General features: G+C 62.7%; 16 protein-coding genes. 3 read left to right on the top strand and 13 right to left on the bottom strand.

The window, feature by feature from the left end; all coding sequences use genetic code 11:
- Position 1: 1 nt before the first annotated feature.
- Positions 2–1,150: a glutathione-independent formaldehyde dehydrogenase gene (locus ACX80I_RS06810; protein WP_459344376.1), complete on the bottom strand. Its 1,149-nt coding sequence runs from the start codon at positions 1,148–1,150 to the stop codon at positions 2–4.
- Positions 1,151–1,324: 174 nt separating this feature from the next.
- Between ACX80I_RS06810 and ACX80I_RS06805 the strand changes: the two genes are divergently transcribed.
- Positions 1,325–2,266, top strand: coding sequence for a LysR family transcriptional regulator (locus ACX80I_RS06805; RefSeq protein WP_459344375.1), 942 nt, complete (start codon positions 1,325–1,327; stop codon positions 2,264–2,266).
- A 193-nt stretch (positions 2,267–2,459) separates the two neighbouring features.
- On the opposite strand, the gene ACX80I_RS06800 is transcribed toward ACX80I_RS06805, so the two are convergent.
- The 12 genes from ACX80I_RS06800 to ACX80I_RS06745 all read right to left on the bottom strand — a co-directional run bounded on the left by ACX80I_RS06800 (position 2,460) and on the right by ACX80I_RS06745 (position 14,248).
- On the bottom strand, positions 2,460–2,720 hold the full coding sequence (locus tag ACX80I_RS06800; protein WP_459344374.1) for a hypothetical protein: 261 nt from the start codon (positions 2,718–2,720) through the stop codon (positions 2,460–2,462).
- 155 nt (positions 2,721–2,875) lie between these two features.
- Positions 2,876–3,820, bottom strand: a complete 945-nt coding sequence (locus ACX80I_RS06795) for an oxygenase MpaB family protein (protein WP_459344373.1) — start codon at positions 3,818–3,820, stop codon at positions 2,876–2,878.
- A gap of 110 nt (positions 3,821–3,930) precedes the next feature.
- Positions 3,931–4,416, bottom strand: a complete 486-nt coding sequence (locus ACX80I_RS06790; RefSeq protein ID WP_459344372.1) for a hypothetical protein — start codon at positions 4,414–4,416, stop codon at positions 3,931–3,933.
- The gene (locus ACX80I_RS06785; protein WP_459344371.1) at positions 4,349–4,738 is read right to left on the bottom strand and encodes a hypothetical protein; all 390 of its coding nucleotides are present in this window, start codon (positions 4,736–4,738) and stop codon (positions 4,349–4,351) included. The genes ACX80I_RS06790 and ACX80I_RS06785 overlap by 68 nt, the downstream gene beginning before the upstream one ends.
- Positions 4,739–4,751: 13 nt before the next feature.
- Positions 4,752–5,414, bottom strand: coding sequence for a recombinase family protein (locus ACX80I_RS06780; protein ID WP_459344370.1), 663 nt, complete (start codon positions 5,412–5,414; stop codon positions 4,752–4,754).
- A gap of 215 nt (positions 5,415–5,629) precedes the next feature.
- The gene (locus ACX80I_RS06775; protein WP_459344369.1) at positions 5,630–7,444 is read right to left on the bottom strand and encodes a hypothetical protein; all 1,815 of its coding nucleotides are present in this window, start codon (positions 7,442–7,444) and stop codon (positions 5,630–5,632) included.
- Positions 7,445–7,890: 446 nt separating this feature from the next.
- Positions 7,891–8,598 (bottom strand): alpha/beta fold hydrolase, encoded by a 708-nt coding sequence (locus ACX80I_RS06770; protein WP_459344368.1) that lies wholly within the window; start codon positions 8,596–8,598, stop codon positions 7,891–7,893.
- 325 nt (positions 8,599–8,923) lie between these two features.
- Positions 8,924–9,712 carry a PIG-L deacetylase family protein gene (locus tag ACX80I_RS06765; RefSeq protein ID WP_459344367.1) on the bottom strand — a complete coding sequence of 263 codons (789 nt, stop codon included), beginning with the start codon at positions 9,710–9,712 and terminating at the stop codon, positions 8,924–8,926.
- A 492-nt stretch (positions 9,713–10,204) separates the two neighbouring features.
- Positions 10,205–11,302 (bottom strand): FAD-dependent oxidoreductase, encoded by a 1,098-nt coding sequence (locus ACX80I_RS06760; RefSeq protein WP_459344366.1) that lies wholly within the window; start codon positions 11,300–11,302, stop codon positions 10,205–10,207.
- A 284-nt stretch (positions 11,303–11,586) separates the two neighbouring features.
- The gene (locus tag ACX80I_RS06755) at positions 11,587–12,339 is read right to left on the bottom strand and encodes an amino acid ABC transporter ATP-binding protein (RefSeq protein WP_459344736.1); all 753 of its coding nucleotides are present in this window, start codon (positions 12,337–12,339) and stop codon (positions 11,587–11,589) included.
- Between the two features lie 20 nt (positions 12,340–12,359).
- A complete protein-coding gene (locus ACX80I_RS06750; RefSeq protein ID WP_459344365.1) occupies positions 12,360–13,310 on the bottom strand; it encodes an amino acid ABC transporter permease in 951 nt (316 codons plus the stop codon).
- 44 nt (positions 13,311–13,354) lie between these two features.
- A complete protein-coding gene (locus ACX80I_RS06745) occupies positions 13,355–14,248 on the bottom strand; it encodes an ABC transporter substrate-binding protein (protein WP_459344364.1) in 894 nt (297 codons plus the stop codon).
- A gap of 483 nt (positions 14,249–14,731) precedes the next feature.
- Between ACX80I_RS06745 and ACX80I_RS06740 the strand changes: the two genes are divergently transcribed.
- Positions 14,732–16,108 carry an NtaA/DmoA family FMN-dependent monooxygenase gene (locus ACX80I_RS06740; protein ID WP_459344363.1) on the top strand — a complete coding sequence of 459 codons (1,377 nt, stop codon included), beginning with the start codon at positions 14,732–14,734 and terminating at the stop codon, positions 16,106–16,108.
- 1,320 nt (positions 16,109–17,428) lie between these two features.
- On the top strand, positions 17,429–17,566 hold the full coding sequence (locus ACX80I_RS06735; protein WP_459344362.1) for a Pr6Pr family membrane protein: 138 nt from the start codon (positions 17,429–17,431) through the stop codon (positions 17,564–17,566).
- Positions 17,567–17,588: the final 22 nt, after the last annotated feature.

Raw genomic sequence — 17,588 nt, 5'->3', positions numbered from 1 at the left:
TTCAGGCGCTGGCGGGGTGAAGGACGATCTTGGTCCAGCCGTCTTCGCGGTTGTCGAAGTTTCGGTAGCCCTCGACGGCCTGATCTAGGGTTAGTTCGTGGCTGACGAGGAAGGAAGGCTTGGCCTTTTCCCCGGCGATGAGATCGCGCAGGGCACGGTTGTATTTCTTCACAGGGCACTGACCCGAGCCCATGGTTTGTCCCTTGAACCAGTAGTTTCCGTAGTCGAAAGCTACCTGGCCCTGCTGGGCGAGGTCGTCGGGACCGCCGGGGTCCTGGGGGAGGAAAACCCCGACGACGCCGATGCCGCCGACGAACCGGACGGAGTCCACGAGCCGGTTCAGTGTCATGTTGGGGTGCTCGGTGCCTGAGGGATCGTGGGCCTGGTAACCGACGCATTCACACCCGCGGTCGGCGCCGAATCCCATGGTCTGGTCCTTGACGAATTCGACGGGGTCAACCACGGAGTCATCGACCGGGATGGCGCCGATCTGTTCCGCCAGCTTCAGGCGGTCCTTTTGGCGGTCCACGACCATGACCTTGCCAGCGCCCTTGATGATGGCCGAGTAGGCGGCCATGAGCCCGACGGGGCCCGCACCGTAGATGACGACGGAGTCGCCCGGGTATACCCCGGCCATCTCGGTGGCATGCCAGCCGGTGGGGAAGATGTCGGCGACCATGACGTAGTCGAGTTCCTTCTCCACGGCGTCCTCGCCCAGGCGCAGGCAGTTGAAATCTCCGTACGGCACACGCAGGTACTCGGCCTGGCCGCCCTGGTACGGGCCCATGTCCGCGAAGCCATACGCGGCACCGGCGAGCTTGGGCTCGGGCTGCATGGTCAGGCAGTAGTTAGTGAAGCCGCGTTCGCAGTTCTTGCAGAACCCGCAGGCGATGTTGAACGGCAGTACGACCCGTTCGCCTACCTTCACCTTGCTCACGGCCGGACCAACCTCGATCACTTCGCCGAGGTTCTCGTGCCCGAGAGTACGTCCGGGTTCGAAACTGGTGCGGCCCTCATACATGTGCAGGTCCGAGCCGCAAATGTTCGCCGACGTGATGCGGACCAGCACATCGGCGGGATGTTCGATCCTGGCGTCCGGTACGTCCTCGACACTGACGTCGTTCGGTCCTTTGTAAACCACTGCCTTCACGGTGAGCCTCCTTGTATTAATGCGGCAACGAAGATGACGCCGATCCAGCGGCCTCCTCGCCTTCGGCGACCCATCGAGGCAACCCGTCAACGCACAACACGATTGTTCGCTTCACCGCAGATGACCACCACGACATAATTCCTCCGGCACGTGAGCCAGGGGCTAACGTTGATTATGGAGTTGCGACACCTGCGGTACTTCGTGGCGGTGGCCGAGGAACGGCACTTCGGGCGCGCCGCCCGCCGGCTACGCATCGCCGCCCCGTCGCTGTCCCAACAGATCAAGGTCCTGGAACGGGACCTGCACGTCACCCTGCTCGAGCGCAGCCCCCGCCACGTGGTCCTCACCCCCGCCGGGGAGGTGCTGCTCGAACACGCCCACGTCCTGCTGGCCCGCGCCGACCGCGCCCGCTCCGAGGTCAGCTGCGCCAATGGCCGTCACCGGCATCTCAGCCTGCGCGTCGCTCCGGGCGTGGAGCACATCCTGAATGATCCCCTGGGCCGCCTGTCCGGGCTGGCCTCCGAGCTGGAGGTCACCGCTATGACCGCCACCGACAGCGACGCGATCCGCGCGGTCCGGGACGAGCACATCGACGCCGCCATCGTGTGGGTGCGCAGCGCTGAGGACCAGGACCTTCCGGGGCGGCTCCTGGCTCGCGTGCCGGTACACCTGGCCCTGCCGGTCGGGCACCGTCTCGCCGCCGCGGAAGCCGTCCCAGTCACCGACCTCGCCGACGAGACGGTCGTGATGATCCCGCGCGACCAGTTCCCCGGCATCTGCGACTACCTCCTCGCCCACCTGCTCCCCGCGGGCCCGTCCCGTCCCAACCAGGTACTCACCCCGCCGAATCTCATCAACGCACCCGAAGCCCTGCTTCGCGCCGTCGCCGCAGGCCATGGGGTAGCACCGGTCGCACCGGCGGTGGCCGAGCACTTAGCGGTACCCGGGATCATCGTCCGCCCCCTGGCGCCCTCCTTGCTGGCCCCCCTCGACCTGATCTGGCACGACCCCGCCCACCCCGCCCTCCCCGACGTCATCGCCCTGCTTACCAATGTCAAAGGACAGGCACCCGCTAGTGACCAGGGCGGCGGACGGAACCGAACGCTTTGTCCCTAGCAATCCCTCCAGAACCGCCTCACCGACCAAGGCCATCTCTCCTGACAGGGCTCCAAGCCAGCTGGTGATGACCCGCAGCATGACCCCGCCTGGTCAGCGCGAATTTGTCCTCGCTGGTGACCAGCCAGCACCACTGCACTTTGCAGTGCAGTAGGCGATCCCATTGCGGGGCACTGCTTCTTTATTTTGCTGCTCAGAGTGGCCGGCCGTAGGGATAGTCCACCCACAGGCCGGCGCCTTCTTCTGGGCATGCCAGGTCGGCGCCCTTCCGCGTGGACCAGTAGTCTGCGGGGAAATGGGCTCCCTGAAGAACGGCGTTCAAAGCGACGCCGTGCCCCTCGAATCCGTCGGCGAACCGCACGTCATACCGAATGCTGCGGTAACGACTCTTCAACCAGCGACGCCTCTCCCATGAGGCGAAGGCTCGGATGGCCACCGGCAACTGTGAACTCATTCCTACATCCTCCCGCGCCGCTCGCCCTCGTGCTGTGACCGACACATGAAGGCGCAATCGATATGTGCCCGTAAGCCGATTGCTAACATCACCGGCCTCGCCGCCGCTGAGGACGCTGTGCAAAAAGCCCTGCCGAACGCCGACGCGGCCGAGGCTCAGTCGAGCCAGTCCGGGGGGCCGGCGAGGCCGATCCGGTAGCGTGCGGCGTCCTCGGAGGGGCTGTGCGGCCCGAGGGCCAGCTGGAAGGTCCGCAACTGCCAGCGGGTGCGCTGCAAGCGGAGGCGGGCTACGGGCGAGCGGTCACCGCGACCGGGCACCCCGGCGAAGGGAGCCACGGACGGGGAGACCACCAGCGCCCCGGCGCTGGCGAGGCCCTTGTAGAAGATCCGCTCGGCACGGTTCAGCCCGCCAGGGGCGGACAGGAAGGCGAGGAGCTCGGCGGGGACGGCTTCGAGGTCGGGCTCCACCGCGCGCAGTGCCTCGGCGAGTTCCCGGCGGCTGGCCGGGAGGTCCTCGGCCCCGAGGGCCCGGGCGCTGCGGGACCAGTCGGGGACGTAGGTGTCGGCCCAGGTGCGGCCGAACCGCGGGGCCAGGTCATGCCCGACCGCCTCATGGGCCCCGAGGAAGGCGTCGGTGAAGGCCAGGTGCACCCAGCGCAGCAGGGCGGGATCGGACGCGGAGTAGGCGCGGCCGTCGTCGGTGGTGCCGCGGACCCGCCCATGCATACCGCGGACCCGCGCCGATTCCCGCTCGGCGAGCTCCGCGGAGCCGAAGGTACTCACGGTGAGCCAGCGCGCGGTCCCGGCGAGGCGGGCCCACGGGTCGCTGCGGTAGGAGGAGTGCCGTGCCACCCCGGCCATCGCCAGCGGGTGCGCGCCCTGCCCGAGGAGGGCCGCGACCCCGCCGACCAAGGTGGAGAGATTGCCGTGAACCCGCCAGACGACGCCGTCGGGCTCGAACCAGCCCGGCCCCTCCCCCACCAGGGCGATCTCGCGCACCCAGTCCGGCGCCCCGGTCGGATCGCCGGAGACCCGGGCACGAAAGGCACGCCGGACGCGGTGGGCCAGCTCGGGGGTGTGCAGTATCGAGCTAGCAGGCATGATGCTCCAACGACGGTAGGTCGGGTACGACGGACACCCCGGACAGGACTCCACTACGAAGCGTAGAACACAGCCCTGACACGGTGAGGGCCGCATGGGCCCTTCCATGGTCAGAAAAGTGTTGGTGCTTCGGGGTCGATGCCGGTGAGCAGGGGGCGGATGATCGGCTCGTTCCATCCGTGCTCGAGGAGGGCTGTGCGCAGCTCCACGGAGTGGGCGCGGAGCTGGGCGCGGCCGACTCTGCGCCACCGGAAGGTCGAGGCGTTGGCGTGCCGGCCCTTCTGGGACCGGTCGAGCATGTTCAGCGCCTGGGTGCCGGGCAGCAGGTGCGTGTCCGTCCCGGTACTGGCGTGAACGCACAATGGCACGTCGCAGACGTGCATGAGAGCGATGCCGGGGTGCAGGGTCTCGCCGGTGAGGTTTTCGTAGGCGTAGCGTTGCGGCCGCAGGGCGCGTTGCTCGCCGTCCCTGGTGACCCAGAACCGCCCGTACCCGTCGTCGGCGACGGCGCCGGTCCAGATCCAGCAGTCATGCGGTCGCGGGCCCTTGACGACTTTCTCCCAAAACCGGTCGGCCTCTCCCCTGCGCTGCCTCATCACCAGCTAACCCCGCTAAGACGTCATAGGACCCGGACGGGCCGGCGGACGATCGGCCGGCGGCCCTCCATCCGCACCACGCCTGCGATAACCAGTGCAGCTGCGACACGACCATCAGCTGACCCCACCACGGCGCGGCAGCCGCGGCGACGAGGACATACAGGCCGGCGAACCAGAGGGCGATCGCCAGGGCGCCGGCGACATGGTTGCGAACCCGCGGCGGAATCGGTAGCAGGAGCAGCGGCAGCCGGAGGATGGCGCGGAAGAACCGGTAGCTGTAGCGGATGCTCGCGGTCAGCCACCAGCGGATGAGTCTAATCATCGGAGTCTCCTGATCACCGGGGATCTTGTCGTGCGAGCTGTATTTCGGTCGCTTCGATGATGGTGGCCGATCCCACTGACGGTTTCACCTTCGGTTTTCGTCCCTTTGACGGAGTCACCTGATCCCGTTTGAGCGTCCGGTAGATGGTGGTCCTGCTGACGCCAAGGACCTGGCCAATCTGTTCGACGGTCATGTCCTGCTGCTCATACATTCGCCTCGCGGCCGTAGCCTGTTGAGGACTGAGTCGCGGTGGTCGGCCACCGGTGCGACCTCTAGATCGTGCCGCCGCGAGACCGGCGTTCGTACGCTCCCTGATGAGGTCCCGTTCGAACTCGGCGAGAGCAGCGAAAACGTGGAAGACCAGTCTGCCGCCGGGCGAAGTTGTGTCAATCGTTTCCTGGAGGGACTTGAATCCAATGCCCTTGTCCTGAAGTGCTGTGAGTTGGTCGATGAGGTGCCGGATGGAACGACCAAGTCGGTCGAGCCGCCAGACCACGAGCGTGTCCCCGGGGCGCAACTGATCCAAAAGCTTGATTAGCTCAGGTCGCTGATCGAGGGACCCTGAGATGGTGTCCACAAGCACCCGGTAACACCCGGCGGCATTCAGTGCGTCGACCTGCAGCGAAGCGTCCTGATCGGTCGTCGACACCCGCGCGTACCCGAGAAGGTGTCCCATGCCCTCCAATGTAGCGGAACTCATCACCGGGAAGTAGAAGTGGCACATAGATTGTGGCACTGAGTATTGCTACAGAAACAGAGCCCCTTAAAATCAGCATCGAGAGGTGCCAGCACGTGTAGCGAAAACGTTCGATTATGGGACGCCGTTCGGTCAGGGTTTGGCAGTAGGTATCACCCGAGCTGTTGAATTGCTGAAGTGCTCAACAGCAAGCATTACGAGGCGCCAAGGTGCCTTGAGCCTTTGTCGCTTTCCGAGCGTGGCGGCAAAACCGCCGGCATACTGAGATAGTTCTTGATCCAGCTCCGCTGCAGTTGTGCGCCCCAGTATTCGCCGTGCCCAAATATTTCTTGTCCGCCTGCTGGAGGATCCTCGATCCTGGTATTACGTTCATTGACAGTTTTCTCGTCGTCGTTCGGTCCAATCAGGGGGGTCGCTATCGGGTCGGTCACCCGCCAGAAGTTGGCCCAGCCGTCGCTCATGGCCACAATACGATGGAATAGGTTGTCGTCGAATGTCTGCGGGAAAAATCGGAAGTAGAGCGAGCCTAGAGGTGTTCCGCAAGTGACAAGTGCTGGGCGGGTCCCGTTGCCGGTGGTTGGCTGGTGAGCGACAGTCCATGCTGCTAGAACGGACCCCTGACTATGGCCAACTAACACTTTTCGTTGATCGGGGCCAAGGTGTAGCGCCTCCGTGATGCCTTGAACGGCGTCGCGGCGATACGTTCTTGCACCTAGCGGCTGAAGCGTGATGGGCCAGAAGCCTACGACGTCCGCGGTGTTGGTCAACACGGTCTTCAACGCCGGGAATCTGTTGGCGTTTCGAACGATGAAGAAGCCCACGACAGCACTAATACTTGCTAGCCAGCCGATTGCGGAGATGTACCAAGGGAGACACTCCTCACCCAGCAGCGGGCTACAGTAAAGTCCTGCGTCTTCGCGTTCTACAAATAAAGTGAGCAATGCAGAACCGAGCAATGATGCCAGCACGACGAACGTTGCAGATGTAAGAAAGAGAATTAGCGGAAGGTGTCCCACCATCTCATGAGCCCACCGTAAAAAATGTTCCCGGTGTCGCTTCGGGGGAAACCAGGACAGCATCCTGGGCCTGAATACCCAGCACAGCACCGCGAGCCCGAGAATCAGGAGCAGCGCAAGCCCCACTAAAGGAAGCAACGTCGTGGGATAGCTTCGCCCCAACCGAGACATCAAGATCCCTGCCGGCAGGATCTCGTCCCGAGATCCGAAGACGCGCGTTGATTCCCTCGATCGTAAGACGACCTGTGTCACCCCTGCATGAACGCTGCTGCTAATAAGGATCGTGAGCACACCTGATAGCAGGACCGCGAAAGAACCACCTGATGCAGGTCCCGGCTCTGACTGCACCCACGTAGCGAGAAGAACGATGGCCACTACGAGGCTCAGCGCCAAGACGCCGTACGAAACCAATCCGATCGGATCGAACCAAAGGGGGGTTTGATCCAACTGGTCGATGTCGAAACTTCTTGAGGCAATCTGTTCGTTCGTGGGCCCCTGCACGGCGAAAAAGCGCAGCCAGGAATATTCCTCCACCTGCCACTCTCCCGGCCGAAACCGCAGTGCCCCAAGCGCGATCACCAGCACAACCACGGCATGAGTGACACTCCACACCACGTGTGACACCGACTCCGCCTTCAACGCCCTTGCCAGCATCACAAGGATCACGATTCCGGCGCCAAGTACGACTGCCAACGTCAAGCGGTGGAGGTGCCACTCGTCCGGAAGATCCACGATCCGAAACAACGACTCGGACAGTGCGATCAACCAACAAGCGGTTACCGCGCTCAGTACCAGGCTCCATACTGCCAAGACTCCGGTATGCACGCTTCGTCGCCACCCATGAACAGGCCTCATCTCGTACGCCACATTGACCAGGGTGAATGGAAACGCCAGGTACCAAAAGAACGGGCCTAAAGCGCGACGCGACATACGCGACCAGTTAGCCAGAATGAGATCGTGGCCGACTCCCTTAGGCGGACGTACAACGGCCACGCCGCGCTTCTTCCCAGGAATCAGTTCAAATGGCCTACCTAGACCGGATAGGACATGGTGATCTCCTACACCATGAACACGGATTTCCCGCCCGCCAGACGGCATCGCCTCCACCGTCGCCGGTCTTGCCTGAGCGTCCACGTTGACCCTCTCGTGTGCACTGCCATTGTGCCCTGACAGGCAGACTACTCCCAGGAACTCGCGGGCGTTAGAGCCCTGCGATACAACTCAAGGAACAAGCTCTCAAGCTCGAATTACACCCCGGTGCCCACCCGCAAGCAGCGCAAACTCCTCGAATCAGTTGTCTCGTAACCTCAAGCTTCGAGGGACACTTCTCCAAGCTCACGCCGAGCTTCGTGGCACCGGGAACTACAGGCTTGGCTATGTCGATCTAAGCGGGACCCATCCGGGCGGTCTAAGCGGCCCCACCTGGGACCGGCCGGCCCTCACTGTGTTGCGCGGATGGCGTCGTCCACTGCAGTGACGACGGCGACCGGGTCTTCGGACGGGATCTGGTGGCCGACTTCCGGCACTACGACTAGTGTCGAGCGGCTCGAGAGCGCGGCCAAGCGCTGCTGACCTTCGGTCCAGGCATCGGTGGCCCCCTCTCCCCGGGACACCACGATCACCACCGGGTCCTCGGCGAGGTGGGCCACCGACTGCACGGCGCCCTCCAGCTCCTTCAAGTCCAACTGCTCGTCAGCCATCTCGACATCGGCCGTGGTGCTCGCTCCGGTTCCGGCGAGCACGCCTACAGACGGGTCCAGGGCGTCGACGAACACCAGGGCACGGACCCGGTCGGGGTGACGGTCCGCATAGACGCGCGAGAGATATCCCCCGAAGGAGTGCGCGACCACGATCACGGGAGCATCCTTCGCCGCAAGGTCGACCACAGCGTCCAACTCCTCGTCGAGCTGGTCCGCGGCTCGCCCTGCAGTGTTCGGAGCATCGCTCCGGCCGGTGCCGAGTCGGTCGTAACGGCACACCCGCGCATGGTCAGCTAATGCGCTCTGCACCTCGACCCACTGCGCCGACGTCGCGTCATCCCCGATGCCATTGACCAGGACGACTCCGGGCCCTTGCCCCACGCACCACGCGGCCTGTGTGCCCTCCGGCGTGTCAACGTCGACGGCGACCTCCCCCGGGACGGCCAAGCTCGTGGAGTCGCAAGCAGCCAGGCTGGTGATACACAGCAGCGTCAACGGGATCATCGCCACACGAGCTCGCACGGTCCACTCCCCTACCCGGTCTGCTGAAACGAGCATCATCAGGTGGTGCTGCAACTCGTCGCACGCCAACCTGCGCCTGCTCCGGCAGGAACCCTCAGCTGAACACGATCTTCCGAGGGCTCCGGCAGTTGCGTCAACTAGAAGTGACCCCCGGCTGTTGCAAAGAGGCGCTCACAACGGGTCGCAGTGAGTCACAGACAAGCGACGCTGTGGCTGGTGCGTTACCCGGCTAGGAGATGCCTTCGTCGCTCTACACTTCATCAAAGATGTCAATCAGCAGTGCGGCGCCCGCCTCCCGCGGCGGCCAGGCGATTGTGTGCCACTCATGACGAAGCCCCTGCCTGAAAGTGTTATCGTCCACCTCGGTCGGCATGAGCACCAGACGCTGACTCCGGTGCGCTCGAAGCCCCGCGATGACCCAGTCGGCAACCGAGTTGATTCGCACATGCACCCCGATCTCACGGTCCGGTACAGCGCGCAGGTGATAAAGGCGATCGGGCTGCCACGGCGGGATTTCCTGAGCCAGACGGAATGCCTGGTGCCGATCGAACCACGATTGCTCAATGGCTCCATGAAGCAGTCGACGCAACCCTGGACCACCGCCCTGCCGGACCCGGTGGAACGCGGCATCCGTTGCCGCCCCGATCACGACATGATCGGGGTGGCCGGTGACGCCGTCGGGCCCGAAGGTCACCACGACGTCCGGGCGTTCCTCATCGAGGAACGCACTCACCTGGTCGACGAGCAGTTCGAATGGCACGTTCCGCAGACCACCGTCCGGATGGCCCAGCCAGTCATGCCGTTCCGGGCGGTGACCTACTGCATTCCAAGCGCGGTCGTCCTCCTCCCGCCTAACCGCACCGAGCCCCTCCGGGCCCACGATGACACCCGGGGCAACCTCCCCGGCCGCGCCGTCGGTCGCGTGCAGCACGACAACGCGCAGGCGCGGGTCGTCCCGGTGCAGCGCGACGGACCCGAAGACCGCGAAACACTCGTCATCAGGGTGAGCGAAGCACAGGCCGAGCGACGGCCCCGTCATGACTCCATCACCCGCCAATGGTACGACCACGCGGTCCTCTTCGGCGGTCTAGAGCATCGCGCTACTACCGCGACCTCCGATGAACCAACAGCCAACCGGCGCCGGAGCTAACACCCAACGCCGAGAGAAGGCATCCACTAATTGCCGCATTTCACCCGCTTCCCCCCGGACACGTGCGGGCGTAGTGCTGTTCTCGACGAGTTACTTAGGCAGTGGCTCTTCGGCACCACAAGCGACAGGCCAAACCACCAACGCGACGCTTGACCGCCGCGTGACGTCGCCCTTGAGGCCCAACAGACTCTTCCCGGCCGGGCCAGTTCCAGCCGGAACGCGACCAGGCTTGTCCCCACGAGGAATCCCAATATGGGCTACAGGGCTGGCCGTCACTGTGTGAGGTCCAGACCCTTACGGGCCCACGCTGCAAAAGCCGTGAAGGAACCCACACACCGTTTATCGGACAGTCCCTTTGCTGGGCCATGTATAGCCGGACGCTTAGGACCTCGTAGCCAGGTCGGCGAGGATGCGTCCTACGGCCGGCGTGAACTTGAAACCCTGACCCGAGAATCCTGCCCCTACGGTGACGGGCCCACGTCTTTTCAGCACGAAGTCGCTGTTTGGAGCTGTCGTGTAGGTGCAGCTGATTTCGGTTGAGGTGTCTGCGTCTGCTCCGGGCAACCATTCGCGCACGTAGCGCTGCAAGGATCTGTGAAGTGTTGGGTCCGCCTCGAAGGTACGAGCATCAGGATCCGTCACACTGCCCGCACTATCCCACCCGACCTTAATGCCCTCCCCTGGTGAATACATACCGTAAATCATTGAGGGCCAGTAGTCGTAAGCCGGGTCACTCGGTGTGGGGTTGTGGTTGAAGCCAGGCCAATCTGAACCAACGAGCGTTTCGCGGAAGTGAGCGGGCTGTACCTGTGTCACGACGAGCCGAGGCAGTGGCATCACGTTGTAGAGCAACTTGGTCACCCACGCACCCGCAGTTACGACAAGTCGGCGAGCCTCAAAAACACTGTTCTCGGTGGTGACCCTGACTTTGTCATTGCCCAGCACCTCGATGCCTGTTGCTTTGATGTTCTGGCGTATGTCGGCGCCGGAAGCTGTTGCAACGGTCTGCAGCGCCTGCAGTGCTGCGTCCGCCCTTATCCGCCCGGACTCCGGCGCGTACAGTACGGGGGTGTCGAAGCGGATACCGGGCCACCTTCTATGTGCCTCGTCCGGGGGCAACATCTCGGTCGGTATGCCGGCAGCAGCTAGTGCGGGACGCATTTCGTCGAACTCCGGGTTGAACCCGTGGTTGACGATGCCGACGATGTCGAGCAATGTCGACCCGGAAGCCTCCTCGAGTTCAGCCCATAACCGTCGGGCTTCTACCAGCATCGCCACGTACTTGGGGTCGTAGTATGCCTGGTTGAAATTTCGGGTCGTGCCGTGGGACGCACCCACAGTGCTACCGATAGAGAAGCGCTCTAGTAGCGTCACCTCGGTGCCGCGTTTCGCCAGGTGCCACGCTGTGGCCAGGCCCATCGCTCCGCCTCCAACGATCAGGGTGTCGACGTACTCCGTGGCTGTCGTTGATGGGGTCATCGATTACTCCGTTGCTGATTGATTCCACGACTGATGTAGCAATCGGTCTTTGGCTCTCTTTTGTGGGACTGCATGTGGTGGCTACTTGAAGCCGATGATCCATATGACGGCGGTGCGATAGCGCACGCAGTTGGGCACGTGGTGCGCAGATTGCCATGGCGTTCCGCCGAAGGTTCACAGCTGAAGGGACCCGATCATCGTCGAAGCCACCGGTCGAGCGTGTGAGGGAAACCGGGAATGTGTGGAAAAGTGCAGCGACACTGAAACCAACCACGTGCTCTCCTCTACAAAACTTTTGAAAGGAATGACTTCGTCCGGGGATGCTGCGGATTTCCCAGTACCTCGTGCGGGTCGCCTGATTCAACGACTGCTCCGTCGTCGATGAAGACCAGTGTGTCGGCCACTTCGCGGGCGAAGCCCATCTCGTGGGTCACCACGATCATGGTCATTCCCGATTCCGCCAGCGCTTTCATCACGTCAAGTACTTCGCCTACAAGCTCAGGGTCCAGCGCTGACGTTGGTTCGTCGAAGAGCATGAGCTTCGGGTCCATGGCGAGTGCGCGAGCGATTGCCACACGCTGCTGTTGTCCGCCGGAGAGATGCGCAGGGTACGCGTCCGCCTTATTACTCAGGCCTACTCGCGCCAACAGTTCCTTCGCGCGGGCCGCCGCGACGTCCTTCTTGATGCCCTTTACAGTCACGGGTGCTTCGACAATGTTCTCGAGGGCGGTCATGTGGGGAAACAGGTTGAACCGTTGAAAGACCATCCCGATGTCACGACGCTCACGGGCGGCTTCCCGGGGTTTGAGCTCCCACAGCTTGCCGCCGTGCTCCCGATAACCAACCAGGCTCCCGCCGACCGTCAGGCGCCCAGCATCGATCTTTTCGAGGTGGTTGATGCAACGGAGGAACGTGGACTTTCCAGAACCACTCGGTCCTACCAGGCACATCACCTCACCTTGTCGAACTGACAACGAGATGCCCTTAAGGACCTCGTTACTTCCGAAGCTTTTCGAGACGTTGTCCGCATGAACCATCGTGTCTGTGGCTGCGTGTGTCATGTGGTGTGGTCCGATCCATGCGTGCTGACAGTCGGCTGACGCGACGAGGATGAACCTGCACCTGCAGAACCCGCTACGGAATCGGTGTCGAGGCCGCCCTTCTTGTCGGGTCTGGCGTGTCCGACGCCGCGGGAGAATCGCTTTTCCAGGAAGTACTGGCCGATCATCAGGATCGAGGTGAAGAACAGATACCACGCAGATGCCACCAATAGCAGCGGGATCGGCTCGAAGGTGGTGACTGCGATGTCTTGGGACCGTCCGTAGAGGTCAAAGCTGTAGGGAACTGCCGTCACAAGGGAGGTGGTCTTGAGCATGGAAATCACTTCGTTGCCTGTGGGCGGGATGATGATGCGCATGGCCTGCGGGATCACGATGCGTCTCATCGTCTTCAGGCCGGACATTCCGAGCGCGACGGCGGCTTCCTTCTGGCCCGGGTCTACCGAGAGGATGCCCGCTCGTACGATCTCCGCCATGTAGGCGGCTTCGTTGAGCGCGAGTCCCACCAGTGCGAGCCAGAAGACGTCGGCTGCCTTTACCTCGAGCACTACCCAGGGCTCGGCGAACGGTAGCCCGACATTGATCGTGGCGTAGATCGTCGCGATCAGTCCCCAGAACACCAACTGTACGTAGACAGGTGTCCCACGGAAGATCCAAAGATAGAGCCACGCGACGCCCTTGACCACAGGGTTATCCGAGAGCCGCATCACGGCCAGCATGATTCCGAGGACGACTGCGAGGATCATCGAGAGCACGGTCAGCATCAGCGTATTCACCGCTGCCTCTGAGATGCGCTGATCGAAGATGTACTTCGCGAAGGCATCCCATCCATAGGCTGGTCTGTTTGCTGCGTCCAGTACGAAGAGCGCAAGCGCGCCGAGGAGGATGACTGCAAAGACAACGCGGCCCGGGTGTCTCAACGGGACGGCTTCTATCGCTTCCCCGCTCATGGGGACAGATGCCGCTGGCGACCTTTTCCGCAGGAGAGCCATGGTTAGCCGTTGCTCGCGGCGTTGATGGTGATCGTGCTGAGACCGCCGCTGGTGATGCCCCCCTGTTCCAGGATTTCGTCGTAGGTGCCATCGTCGACGAGGGACTGCAGCGCAGCCTGGACCGCTTCGGCGAGTTCCGATCCCTTCATGACCGGCATCCCGTAAGGTGCGACGTCGAAAGCATCACCGGCCGTTTCTACCTTGGTTTCCAGTTGTGACGCTGCGTATTGAACGATCGGCGCGTCGGCGCTCATCGCGTCGGCGCGTCCGCTTACGACCGCATCTGTGGCGCCGGCCTGGCTATCGAACTGCATGATGTTGATAGCTTCCTTACCAGCATCCGTGCAGGCCTTTGATTTGGCGGGCAGTTCGTCGGTCTGCTGTGTACTGGACGTCCAGACAGCCACCGTCTTTCCACAGGCGTTGGCTGGATCAATGTCCTTCCCCAGCGGCTGAAGCCACTGGTTGCCAGCATTGTAGTAATTCACGAAATCAACTGTCTTCTCCCGCTCGACCGTGTCCCCGAAGGAGGAGATACCGATGTCATAGGTGCCTCCGGTGATGCTCGGAAGGATCTTGTCGAAATTGGCGATCTGGAAATCGGCTTCCAGCCCCAGCTTCTGCGCTACGGCGGAGCCAAGCTCGATCCCCCAACCAATCGGCTTGCCGGCGTCATCCTTGTACTCGTTGGGGGCGTAGGTCGGGTCCGTACCGATGACCAGCTTCCCAGCCGACTTGACGTCGGCAGGAAGTAACGCGGCGGCCGCTTCGTCCACATCGATAGCTTCGGTCGAATCCGGTTCCGCCGGCTGCGCAGATTCAGCGCTGTTGTCTACGCATCCGCTCAGCGCAACCACAGCAGCTACGAGCAAGGGGGTGATGAGTTTCGCGCGCATAAAGATGTCCCTACGTTTCAAATCTGGTGGAGGTGAGAAGAGCCTTCTCTAGCACCTTCCTCACACTGCAACCATGAATTCGGGCACTTTTCGGAGCCTAGCTGGAGCTGAGCTGCCGGCGCCAAAGCCGCCTGTCCTCCGACGTAATACAAGCGGGCGCGCAGACGCCGCCCTCTACGCCCAACTCCGCCCATGACGGGCTGGCAGCTCGGGTGCTGGCCCAGATGATGCCTTCAATACCTGCACCACAAGCCGTGTACTCAGCGGAGGCGTTTTGGCCCTCGCCCCCACGGGGCTCGCTACCCTCTGGTCCTTGCTACCCGCTTTCACCGTGTGACGGTCTCCGCGATCGATTGGCTTTTGACCCCAGCCCGGTGGCAGCTTTGTACTTCGGCACCCCGTTCTTAGCACCTGCCACATCTACTTTTGCATCCGGCACGGCCGCAGTTTTGCGGCATCCTTGAAAGGAACTGCGGCTTTTCGATGACTGAAACTCCCTCCCCCCTCCTGTTTGCCCTCTACGAACAGGCCAGTGTCGGTTGCGGTGGGGCGCCGAGCCTTTGGACGCATCCCCTGGACGAACGCCTCCAGGTCAATTCCCTGGATCGGTGGAAGAACGTGGCCATCACTGCGGAACAGGCCAACCTTGACGCCTTGTTCTTCGCCGACGTGCTGGGCCTCTACGACGTCTACGGTGGGTCCGCGGACGCCGCACTGAGCTGGGCGGTGGAAGCCCCGGCAAATGACCCGTTCATGTACGTGCCAGCTTTGGCGGCCCTGACAGAGCGCCTGGCCTTCGTGATCACCGCGTCCACCACCTACGAGCACCCTTTCGCCCTCGCCCGACGGTTCGGCACCCTGGACCATCTCAGTGATGGTCGCATCGGCTGGAACATCGTCACCTCGTACCTCTCCAGCGCGGCACGGAATTTCGGCATGGACGAAATGCTCAAACACGCTGACAGGTACGCACGCGCCGATGAGTTCATGGATGTGTTCTACAAACTGCTCGAAGGCAGCTGGGCGGCTGACGCCGTCGTCGGAAGCAAGACCGATAACGTCTACGCCCGCCCCGGCTCGGTTCAGCCCATCAACCACGACGGGGAGCACTTCCGTGTCGACGGCCCAGCGCTGACGTCCCCGTCCTCACAGCGCACACCCACCCTGTTCCAAGCCGGCTGGTCCCCACGTGGACGCGAGTTCGCTGCCAAGCACGCCGAGGTGATCCTCCTGCCCAAGGAAGACCCCCAGGAGATCGCTACCGGTCTAGCGGACATCAACCAACGAGCCATCAACCAGGGACGCCCCGCCGGAGAAGTACGATCCATGGCCTTGGCCAGAATCATCACAGCTCCCACCGATCTCGAGGTACAAGCGAAGTACGACCAGCTGCAACGCAACTACCACCTCGAGGCACAACTGGTCAGCTACGCCGGAGACACTGGAATCGACTTGAGCCAATACGCCGACGATGAACCCCTGACGACCACGACCAACGGTTTGACCTCCTATGTCGTCAAAGGCGGCACGCAGGACAAGCCACTGACCGCAGGTGATGTTCGAAAGAAATTCGCTGAGGTAACCCGCGGCACAGACCTGCTCTTCATCGGAACTCCCACCAACGTCGCACAACAAATCCAAGAGCACGCAGCCACTTCAGGGCTCGACGGGTACATGATCAACCCACTCATCAGCCCCGGATCCCTGGATGACTTCGCCGAATTCGTGGTGCCAGAACTAGTGGAACGCGGCCTCTACGACCCCGCCCCGAAGTCCGGAACCCTGCGATCCCGGCTCCGTGAAGACAACTCGAACCTTCTACCGTCAACGTCCTACGGCGCATCGTTCCGGCAGCCCTAGCCCCCGGCCCGGGGGAAACACTCAGGCTGCCCGAGGCAAACACTTGAGCGGCGGAGAGGACAACAAGTGACGTCCTCTCCGCCCAACCAGCACCTCGATCAGGGCAACATTCTGGTGATTGCAGGCTGTAGAAAAGTGGTGGTTCGCTTTCACGATTAGAAGAGTGTGGGGTGGGTGGGATCAATGCCGTGAATGAGTTCCCGGATCACGGCCGGATCCCACCCTTTATGCTTGAGCTGATCCCGCAGCACCCTGGACCGGGCTGCTTTCTGAGCCCTGGTGAGCCATCGCCATCGCAGTGTGGTGATCGTCGGGTGGCGGCCCTTCATCGCCCGGTCGGCCATGTTGTCCGACCGGGTACCCAGGCTCAGGTGGGAGCCAGGACCCGGAAGGGCTTTCACGCACAAAGGCACGTCGCAGTGATGCAGGGCCGTCCTCCCCTCAATCGCGGACAAGCCGCCAAACACCAAGGACAAGGCGAACCGGTGCACACTCACCGTCCTATGCCCCTCGAACGTTCTGATCGAGAAACGCCCATACCCGTCGTCGCTGACAGCGCCCAACCAGATCCAGCACGAACCAAGATTCGGGCCCCTCAGAATGTAGGAGTCGAACCGTTCAGCGTCGGACAGATGCACGCCGGTCCCCTATCCGTAGGACTCCGCCTAACGAAAGCACCGCACCAAGTATCACTTTGAGGGAAGCTGGCTTCGTCCCAACGTTCAGAGGCACGCGGTGCCGGCAGTCACCAAGACCGCGACTCCTCCATACTTCAGACAATCGTCCGACGAGCCCCGCCGGAAACCAGTTCACAGCCGTTTCCCGACCATGCTCCCCACTTCAGGAATCGCCATGGTCCGACCCTACGACCTACTGCCGACGTTTCACCCGACGCCTAACCCGACCGAGGGGCTCCGAGCAGGGTGACAACTGCACGCGGTCTTTGGCTTGCAACCCTTGGGTTGCAAGACAATTGGCCGAGACACTGCTGCGTCCACGCCGTCACTCCTCCACGGATGTCTTGTAACCCAGTCCTGTAAGCACAAGTGCTGTTTCAGGCCTGCGATGCCGGTTGCAAAACAATTTCGGCTTCTCCGCTGTCGTGCTGCATCAGACTGCCATCGTGATGGGGAGTGACAGCTTTCAGTGGAATCAAGGCTCGGCACCCGCAGGTCAGCGAGTCCCTTAATGTCCCGGCATGAAGGCCCGCAGGAAGACGACGCTTTGCGTGATCCTGCCAGCATATGAGCCGGTGGACGTTTCGTTGCAGATTCAGGCTCACCTGTCGATCAGCCGTCTCTGGCGGGCCTAGCCGGAGGGGTGGATCCGGCATGGGCGAACTGGGTCCAGCACGTCGCGCTCCCCATCTATGCGTTCCTCGACTGGCTGTTGACCACCGACAGGCTTCGCCTGGCGTTCAGGACGATCGGCCTGATTCTGATTCACCCGCTGACCTGATGCGCGGTCGTACTCGTCCGTG

Source organism: Arthrobacter rhamnosi, from assembly GCF_054510855.1.
The sequence above is the reverse complement of the archived record's forward strand: the minus strand, read 5'-3'. Positions and strand labels throughout refer to the sequence as shown.

Excerpts from the sequence above, each read along its gene's own strand:
- ACX80I_RS06740 (WP_459344363.1), top strand. The coding sequence starts at position 14,732 with ATGACTGAAACTCCCTCCCCCCTCCTGTTTGCCCTCTACGAACAGGCC.
- ACX80I_RS06780 (WP_459344370.1), bottom strand. The coding sequence starts at position 5,414 with ATGGGACACCTTCTCGGGTACGCGCGGGTGTCGACGACCGATCAGGAC.
- ACX80I_RS06795 (WP_459344373.1), bottom strand. The coding sequence starts at position 3,820 with ATGCCTGCTAGCTCGATACTGCACACCCCCGAGCTGGCCCACCGCGTC.
- ACX80I_RS06805 (WP_459344375.1), top strand. The coding sequence starts at position 1,325 with ATGGAGTTGCGACACCTGCGGTACTTCGTGGCGGTGGCCGAGGAACGG.
- ACX80I_RS06785 (WP_459344371.1), bottom strand. The coding sequence starts at position 4,738 with ATGATTAGACTCATCCGCTGGTGGCTGACCGCGAGCATCCGCTACAGC.
- ACX80I_RS06745 (WP_459344364.1), bottom strand. The coding sequence starts at position 14,248 with ATGCGCGCGAAACTCATCACCCCCTTGCTCGTAGCTGCTGTGGTTGCG.
- ACX80I_RS06790 (WP_459344372.1), bottom strand. The coding sequence starts at position 4,416 with ATGAGGCAGCGCAGGGGAGAGGCCGACCGGTTTTGGGAGAAAGTCGTC.
- ACX80I_RS06755 (WP_459344736.1), bottom strand. The coding sequence starts at position 12,339 with ATGGTTCATGCGGACAACGTCTCGAAAAGCTTCGGAAGTAACGAGGTC.
- ACX80I_RS06800 (WP_459344374.1), bottom strand. The coding sequence starts at position 2,720 with ATGAGTTCACAGTTGCCGGTGGCCATCCGAGCCTTCGCCTCATGGGAG.
- ACX80I_RS06765 (WP_459344367.1), bottom strand. The coding sequence starts at position 9,712 with ATGACGGGGCCGTCGCTCGGCCTGTGCTTCGCTCACCCTGATGACGAG.
- ACX80I_RS06750 (WP_459344365.1), bottom strand. The coding sequence starts at position 13,310 with ATGAGCGGGGAAGCGATAGAAGCCGTCCCGTTGAGACACCCGGGCCGC.
- ACX80I_RS06760 (WP_459344366.1), bottom strand. The coding sequence starts at position 11,302 with ATGACCCCATCAACGACAGCCACGGAGTACGTCGACACCCTGATCGTT.